The organism is Litorimonas sp. (assembly GCA_029936425.1).
Lineage (GTDB): Bacteria > Pseudomonadota > Alphaproteobacteria > Caulobacterales > Maricaulaceae > Litorimonas.
Genome location: JAPYSU010000050.1, coordinates 1 through 2866, shown reverse-complemented (window position 1 = coordinate 2866; position 2866 = coordinate 1). Strand labels below are relative to the sequence as shown.

Sequence of the window (2866 nt, the reverse complement as noted above, 5' to 3'; positions counted from 1 at the left end):
GAAACATTACCATATTCGGTCTCCGGCAAGGATACCGACCCCGCGGGCAGTCCACTTTATTCAAGGACGAACGCAAAGGCTCCGCACTAGATTGCGAGTGGGAGGAAAGGCGTGAGCGATGCACACTTTAAAATTACGATTGCATTTCGACCCTTCGTCATTACCCGACTTGATCGGGTAATCCATATGGTGAAGGTTCGGCTAAATGAGATCTCTAATTTACTTTTAACACTCGCCTCTTGCGCCGAACTGCAAATGCCTACTTGTCGAAAGAACATCGCATGGATTGCCCGATCAAGTCGGGCAATGACGGAGAGGGGAGTAGGAATAGATTGGACTGTTAGAGAAACTGCAGCTGCATCCTCACTACATCTGCTTCGCAGAGCCGCGTTCGGATGTTCGAGGGGGCTTAGGCCGGATGACCACAAAAATTGCCACAAGGAGCAAGCAAATAGTGAGATCCTAAAGGAAGCTAAAGGGCCAATTATAAAAAGCTTTCACAAACGCCGTCCATGCCTCCGCTCGGGAAACATACAGGGTGTTTTAATGAACGATTTTCTGGCAAGCCGCCGCTTAAATAGCGACGGCCGACGTTACTAGAAAAATTATCTAATTTAGATGTTTCTCGAAAAGCTCGTCGCTCGCCTCTAGCAGTTTTTTCCGGGATATCGGCAGGGACAGATTGTGATCGTCATTTGGCAAGAGGAGGATATCGTCAGACTGCCCTCTTTTTTTCAAAGCCTTGGCCATGACTTCGGACTGCTGAAGCGGAACGGTCATGTCGTCTGTTCCGTGAACGAGAACAATTTCCGCCTGGATCTTGTCAACATTTTCAGCCGGCGATTGCGCAAGAAGGAGGTCCTTATCATCATATCTATCGCCAATAATCTTCTGCCAGAATTTAATCGTCTCACTCTCTCTGCCTGTCCGGGCCTCTTCAAATTTCAGGATATCCCGAATTTGAGAAACGCCGTTGACGGAAAGGGCGCATTTGAACATTTCCGGCTCCATGACAGGCAGGGCCAGAGCCTGATATCCACCATAGCTGGCGCCGGTGACGCAGATTTTATCGGGATTGATGACGTTGTTTTCAACAAGGTGATTTACGCCGTCAATCGTGTCATAAAGCATGCCCCGACCAAACTCGCCATATCCCTTTTGCAGGTGTTCGTAGCCAAACCCCGTGGATCCGCGAAATTGCGGTTTAAAGACAGCATAGCCTTGCGCGGCCAGATATTGTCCCCAAAAATCGAATGTAGCGTCATCTCTGGCTGTTGGTCCGCCATGCGGCATAACCACGGTCGGGAACGGCCCGTCCGCTTTTGTTTTTCCGGGCGGAAGCGTCAAATAGGCCGGAATATTGAGGCCGTCTCTCGCCGTAAAATCTGCCCGCATGGTCGAGGCGACTTGAGACGCTTTAAGCTCCGGGTATGTTCCGCCCAGGGACGAAATGGTTCCGGGCCCTTCTTCGTAAAGATAATATTCACCCGGATTGCTATCGCTCTCCGCATAAACCGTCACCATTTTGTTATCTTCCGTTTTGGACAAAATGTTTACATTCTGCCCTTCCAAGGCATCAGAAAACTTTTTATGCCAGGACTTGTAAGGCTCTTCGGTATAGACTTGGCGGTGTCGATCATCGGTATAGCTCACGCCAATCATTTTACCGGTCTGGTTGTCGAAAATAGGCCCATAGTCATATCCATCCGGGACATTCGCTTCGAATGTAAACGGCGTTGCGGACTTTGTGTCCGGATCGATCGTGAACAAGGTCAGAGCGTTTTGTTCGGTTTCCTGCATCAACAGTTTACCGTTGAGCACCGTCGACAAATATGTCGTTCTGTTTTTCGAGTTATCGAACCGTTTTTTATAGACGCTCTCTTCATCAATCCCTTCGCCAAAAAAGACTTCATACTCTCCGCTCCGAGGGTCGTAATCTTCTCGGGCGAGAACTTTCTCACCATTACTGGACAAAACGACATTGCCTGTGGTGACGGGCATGGATCTCTCAAGGCGCTCATTGCCGCTATCCAGGTCGACGCGGTAATGGCGTTGGAAGACTTCGCCGCCATATTCCGTAAAGCTCATCAAAACCTCGTCCTCATTATCCGGGAGGTCATGAACGTAGCCGCCGCCATAGGTCACGCGGTAGCGTTTGCTTTTAATGAGGTCGTCAAGAAGGATTATAGACCGCTGTGTTTCAATATTGGTCGAGACCCAACGGCTGAACAGCGTGCTGTAGTGTTTCATCTTGCCTTCGCCGCTTCCCCGAACGCGGGCCAGCATAATCACGTGTTTATTGCTCGCCCAGTCAATTGCCTTAACAATAGAATCTTCCGGCGGCGTGACGATGACTGTTTTCGCATCCGGATTTGTCAAATCATAGACAAATATAGCTTTATCCCCGGCAAAGGGGGCCAGCATGGCAATGTGTTTTCCGTCTGGCGAAACGCGTACGCTTTGAGTCCTAGGAAGCTGCGCGTAAATGTCGATGTTAGGGTCTTCGGCAAACGCTGTGCTCGGCGAAAAGGACAATGTCATAAAGACGGCAAAGGCAGGCGCCAAGACAAGGCGGATATATTTAAAAACAGTCAAAACAGATCTCCCTAATTTGGGCCAACTATTTCCGATGAAAAACTCTGAAACAAGAGGAAAAACGCAATCAGAGGCAGAAATATGAAATTTAAGTCACCTATCTTAGCCTATATTAATTTCTGAGAGGAAATTTGTCTCTCATCGATAATTCAATCAGGCAAATCTATCCTGCAGCTAATTGCTTCCGGCGAAAAACGTGTCAATTTCTTTGGGATATTGGTTGCGGGGGTAGGATTTGAACCTACGACCTTCAGGTTATGAGCCTGACGAG

The 2866-nt window shown here is 48.7% G+C and carries 1 protein-coding gene; it reads right to left on the bottom strand.

The genetic code is table 11. From position 1 onward, the window contains the following. Positions 1–609: 609 nt before the first annotated feature. The gene (locus ACN0IC_RS14875) at positions 610–2595 is read right to left on the bottom strand and encodes an alpha/beta hydrolase family protein (RefSeq protein ID WP_416879558.1); all 1986 of its coding nucleotides are present in this window, start codon (positions 2593–2595) and stop codon (positions 610–612) included. Positions 2596–2866: the final 271 nt, after the last annotated feature.